Source organism: Planococcus sp. CAU13 (assembly GCF_000775575.1).
In the GTDB taxonomy this organism is placed as follows: domain Bacteria; phylum Bacillota; class Bacilli; order Bacillales_A; family Planococcaceae; genus Planococcus.
Genome location: NZ_JRGN01000272.1, coordinates 1 through 4,905, shown reverse-complemented (window position 1 = coordinate 4,905; position 4,905 = coordinate 1). Strand labels below are relative to the sequence as shown.

Below are 4,905 nucleotides of genomic sequence, written 5' to 3'. Positions count from 1 at the left end.
TTCGCGTCCGCGAAGCCTTTTTCATATCAATGGTCTCTCTTAAAGATTTTACATCATACACAGGCTGTTTATAATTTTTCAAATTTTTGGTAAAATATTTTAAGGGTAGAATTACATAATTGTGCAGACTATTATAAAAATTATTTTTTTACTTTCATAAAAATTTTTAGGAGGTCATCATCATAAAACCAACTGTCTTAATTCTCGGAACCAATCATTTTACCGCGCACGATAACGGAGATCTATTTCAGCCAGAAAAAGATAATATGCTGTCGGAAAAGCGGCAGGAAGAGATCGAGGAAGTGATTGGCTGCCTCAAAGATTTCAAGCCGACGAAAATCGCTCTGGAAGCAGTGGAAAGAATAGAAGGCGAATTAAATGAAAAATATTGTGCCTTCCTGGATGGACAATACATATTGGGCGTCAATGAAATAGAACAAATCGGATACCGTTTGGCAAAAGAATACAATCTCCCGCAAGTCCATGCAGTGGATTGGAACGAGGATCAGGAAGACGTCCCGGAAATGTCCAATTTGAGCACAATGGAAAATGGCGATTATTACGAGGCAGCCATGCAGATCGGACAGGAGATCACCACTGAAATGGAGGCGTTCTTCAAAGACCATACCTATAAAGAATTGCTGCTTTGGCTAAACGCGCCGGAGCAGGTTGCCAAAGGCCATGAAATTTACATGAAATTGGCGTTGGCGGGAGGGGCTGATCATCCCGTAGGAGCATTATGGAACGCGAAGTATTGGTATTTCCGTAATATGCTCATTTATAAAAACCTGGTCAGTTTAATCGAATCAAATGAAGATCGGATTTTTGTTTTATACGGCGCAGGCCACCTGCATTTATTGGTGCAATTTTTGAAGGAAAGCAACCTGGTTGAGGTGGAAGTTGCAAGTGATTATTTGAAATAAATCCAATGATTTTAAAAAGAAGAGGCGGTCAAAATGGACATTAAATTCGTATCATCCGATGAGGTAAAAGAACTTTCTCTCTATCTCCAAAAAATGAACGCTGAAAAAAGCAGCCACATCGGATTCTGCGGAGAGCAGAGTGAGGAAATATACAATTCGTTGATGAATGACTTTTCCGATCTGAAAATAGAAGACTCATTTGCAGTTGCATGGGATCAATCTAAAATGATCGGTGCGATGGGGCTGGATGTTGATCTGGGCAGTGGGACCGCTGATATCTGGGGGCCGTTCGTTACAGACGGGAATGCGGATACCGCACAAGCATTATGGGAAAAAGTTCTGCTGAAAATACCTCAAGAAATAAAGTCCTGTTCCTTTTTTGTTAATAAAGACAATAGATTTGCAAAAAAGTTTGCCATGCAAAATGATGCCCAATATTCAGGGAGAGACATGGTGCTGAATATAACCAGAAGCACATTTACTGCGGAAGCCATGAATGCTTCGGAAAAAATAGGGGAAGAATACCATGATTCCTTCGCTCGTTTACATGACGAGGCTTTTCCGAAGACCTATTTCAATTCGGGCACCATTTTGAACAGAGTCAGCAACCATAATAATTTATTGGTAATAAAAGAGGGTAAATCAAAAATCAAAGGCTATGTTTATATAGAAGCTAACCCTGATCATGATGAAGGAAATATCGAGTACATTGCTGTTTCCGAAGAATTCCGGGGACAGGGAATAGGGAAAAGGCTCTTAACAGATGCGTTGAAGAAGTTTTTCTCATACCCAAGTATTGATGAAGTGACCATATGCGTATCGTGTGAAAATGCAGCGGCCATAAATCTGTACAAAGCTGCCGGGTTTAAAGAAAAGTATGTTTTGGACAGTTATGATTTGACGATGTAAAAGGATTGGGGGAAAGCGGAGTGGTTAACAAGCTGAAAGACTGGAAAGACCCGGCTCTGCTGCTGACTTCGCTCGGAATTGCCGGCATCGGTGATTTCATCTATCTGGTTGCCATCAATATCATCGTTTACCAAATGACGGGTTCCGCCGCTGCGGTTGCCGGACTTTGGATAATTGGGCCGATCGTCAATATCTTTACGAAGTTCTGGACGGGCAGCTTTATCGATTACCGCAGCAAAAAAGGCGTGATCATCGCGACGTACCTGCTGCGGGCAGCGTTTATCGCCTTGATTCCCTTTGCACCCAATATTGCCGGCATCTACGTGATCCTGATTTTCCTGAGTGTGGCCAAATCCTTTTTTGGCCCTTCATCGGTGACCTATACGACGATGCTCGTGTCAAAAGCGAAGAGGAAACGCTTCAATTCCATACGGTCAGTTACTGCTTCGGGTGCATTCATCATCGGCCCGGCCATTGGCGGCACCTTGATCCTGCTGAGTTCCATCCATACCACCCTCTGGATCAATGCGGTTTTCTTTGTGATTGCGGCGCTTCTGCTTACAGTGCTTCCGGAAAAGGAAACGATCGACCGGGAGAAGGTCCCTTCGATGACGATTGCTCAAGTGAAAAGTGATTTTACCGTGGTCACGCAATTTCTCTCCGCTAATAAATACATAGCTTTAATTTATCTGAGTTTTATTGGCGTCATGATTTTTACATTTGCCATGGATGCACAGGAAGTCGTCTTTACGCAGAAGGTGATTGGGCTGTCCGAAGTGGATTACAGCTTATTGATCAGCATCACCGGCATTGGGTCGGTGACCGGCGGCCTCCTGCTTTCCATTTTTTCTTCTAAAGTTTCATTGCGTCTGATGATCGTGCTGGGTGTGCTGATGACATCAGCCGGCTATATCATCTACGCGTTTTCGTGGTCATTCCTGTCCATTACGGCCGGATTTCTGATCCTGGGTTTTTTCAACGTATTCATGAATGCGGGAATCTCCACGTTTTACCAGAACAATATTCCGGTTGCGCTGATGGGGCGGGTCACCAGCATTTTTCAGCTGATCCAAAGCGCCGTTCAGGTGGTTTTCATATTGGGTATCGGAATCCTGGCGGATGTTATATCGCTGCGCATCACGATTGTTACGCTCGCAGTCATCATGCTGCTGGCGGCTGTCATCTTCTCTTATTTTGTATTGAAGCCGCAGAAGGCCGGATTTTATCAGGAAGAAGAGGCTGACAATGAAGTGCTGGTTTAGCAAACTGATTAGTTATTCTGCCAGAAATTTTGAAAATACATAAATCACATCACCAGGAGGAAGCTATGAATTACATACAGGAAATGCGCCAAATAATCGGAACGCAAACATTAATGACAGTGGGCTGTGGAATTATTATCGAAAGGGATGGCCAGATTTTATTGCAGCACCGGAAAGACAACGATGTATGGGGAATTCCGGGCGGCGTCATGGAGCCAGGCGAAACATTCATGGGGGCGGCTATGCGCGAAACGTTGGAGGAAACGGGGTTGGTGACGGAAAACCTGCGGCTGTTCGGGCTCTATTCAGGCAATGAAGGATTTGCGGAGTATCAAAATGGAGACAAGATTTTCAGCGTCCAGATTATTTTTCACACAACCGAATTTTCGGGTGAGCTGATCCAGGATGCGCTGGAAAGCAAGGAGCACCGGTTCTTTTCACCTGAGAGTCTGCCACATCTAAATCCCCATCAGGCGCGGTTCATATTGGACTGGGTGAATGGGGCGGAGCTTCCGGTTGTGAAATAGTGATTCACTGTATTTATTGAAACCAATTATAAGTACCTGCAACTCAGGAGGAGCATACAAATGAAAGATCTGCGGCAGTCCATACAAATCAAACCAATAACGGAGCAGTTCGAAGAAGCGGCGAGACAATTAATTCTGGACGGGTTGGAAGAGCGTTTCGGCTTTCTGGATCATTCATTCAATCCGGATTTGAAAGATATTATACGAAACTACAGCCGGGGCAACGATGTGTTTTTGATTGGCCTCGCCGGTAATGAAGTTGTGTGTACAGGTGCGTTGACCCGAGAAAGCGGGACGGCCGGCAGAATTCAGCGCATGTCGGTGAAGAAATCCCATCGGCGGACAGGGCTGGCGGAATTGATGCTGCAGAAGCTCGAGGCAAAAGCGCGTCAGGCAGGATATGGATCATTGATGCTGGAAACAAATAATGAGTGGCACAGCGCTGTCAGCTTTTATACAAAAATGGGCTTTGAAGTGGACTGGAAAGATGAGGAGCGGAGTCATTTTGTGAAAAAGCTGGATTGAATAATAGCGTTACTGTCCCTCCAATTCACTCATAACTTCTTTGATGGCATCATCAAATTTCACTTTCAAACTCATGTCGTGTTCATATACATAAAAAATCAATACATTCTTAACTTCATAAGTATTATAAGAAACAGTATCCATCGCCGCAGTTTTATCATGAAAATCCTGTAAGCCCTTTTCCCGTTTTTCAGGAGATTTATAAATATAGACCAATAACATCTTTCCTTCCAATTCATAATGGGCCGGTTTGACGCCATTAAGCTTCATGCTGAAAATGCTGTCTTTTCTGGGTTCTTTATTCTCTTTGATGGGAATTTGCTGATTTTCAAAGGAAGACACTACTTCATCCAATGAAATCATATCCGGGTTTGCTGCCTGGCAAGATGTTAATAACAATACAAGAAACATAAGTAAAAAAGTCAGCTTATTCAATTTATCACCTCCTACGTCATTTGACGTGATGGAGGGGTATACGTTTCAAACAGGCCTTTCTTTTGAGTGGAATAAAGAATTTTACGATAAGGCGGATCAAAAAATAAGCGGTTTTTCGTCAACTTTGGCGGAATACGATCAAAAAGAGAAGGGCATATACAAAATACGATGTTTTTTGAGCTGATTCAAACAGCATAGAGCTGAAAAACAGCATGGATATTACTTTTATTCCCAGAATTTTAAATGAGGAATTAAAAAGTTTCCAACTCAAAAAATTTATGCGCGGAAACGACCCACTTATGCGCGGAAAACAGGATTTGTGCG

6 protein-coding genes are annotated in these 4,905 nt (G+C 43.2%); 5 read left to right on the top strand and 1 reads right to left on the bottom strand.

The window, feature by feature from the left end:
- Positions 1 to 266 precede the first annotated feature (266 nt).
- The 5 genes from KW93_RS13000 (at position 267) to KW93_RS12980 (ending at position 4,146) form a co-directional block, all read left to right on the top strand.
- Positions 267 to 923 carry a DUF5694 domain-containing protein gene (locus KW93_RS13000; protein ID WP_033543462.1) on the top strand — a complete coding sequence of 219 codons (657 nt, stop codon included), beginning with the start codon at positions 267 to 269 and terminating at the stop codon, positions 921 to 923.
- A gap of 162 nt (positions 924 to 1,085) precedes the next feature.
- The gene (locus KW93_RS12995) at positions 1,086 to 1,832 is read left to right on the top strand and encodes a GNAT family N-acetyltransferase (RefSeq protein ID WP_235318419.1); all 747 of its coding nucleotides are present in this window, start codon (positions 1,086 to 1,088) and stop codon (positions 1,830 to 1,832) included.
- Between the two features lie 20 nt (positions 1,833 to 1,852).
- Entirely contained in the window at positions 1,853 to 3,094 is a 1,242-nt protein-coding gene (locus KW93_RS12990; RefSeq protein WP_033543460.1) for an MFS transporter, read from the top strand.
- A 65-nt stretch (positions 3,095 to 3,159) separates the two neighbouring features.
- Positions 3,160 to 3,621, top strand: coding sequence for an NUDIX hydrolase (locus KW93_RS12985; RefSeq protein ID WP_033543459.1), 462 nt, complete (start codon positions 3,160 to 3,162; stop codon positions 3,619 to 3,621).
- A gap of 60 nt (positions 3,622 to 3,681) precedes the next feature.
- Complete coding sequence (locus KW93_RS12980) at positions 3,682 to 4,146, top strand: GNAT family N-acetyltransferase (RefSeq protein WP_052131624.1); 465 nt, start codon at positions 3,682 to 3,684, stop codon at positions 4,144 to 4,146.
- 9 nt (positions 4,147 to 4,155) lie between these two features.
- Here KW93_RS12980 and KW93_RS12975 read toward each other — a convergent pair whose 3' ends face one another.
- Entirely contained in the window at positions 4,156 to 4,581 is a 426-nt protein-coding gene (locus tag KW93_RS12975; RefSeq protein WP_033543457.1) for a hypothetical protein, read from the bottom strand.
- Positions 4,582 to 4,905 lie beyond the last annotated feature (324 nt).

Bases quoted from the DNA above. Each gene is read 5' to 3' on its own strand.
- KW93_RS12980 (WP_052131624.1), top strand. From the start codon at position 3,682: ATGAAAGATCTGCGGCAGTCCATACAAATCAAACCAATAACGGAGCAG.
- KW93_RS12985 (WP_033543459.1), top strand. From the start codon at position 3,160: ATGAATTACATACAGGAAATGCGCCAAATAATCGGAACGCAAACATTA.
- KW93_RS12995 (WP_235318419.1), top strand. From the start codon at position 1,086: ATGAATGACTTTTCCGATCTGAAAATAGAAGACTCATTTGCAGTTGCA.
- KW93_RS13000 (WP_033543462.1), top strand. From the start codon at position 267: ATGCTGTCGGAAAAGCGGCAGGAAGAGATCGAGGAAGTGATTGGCTGC.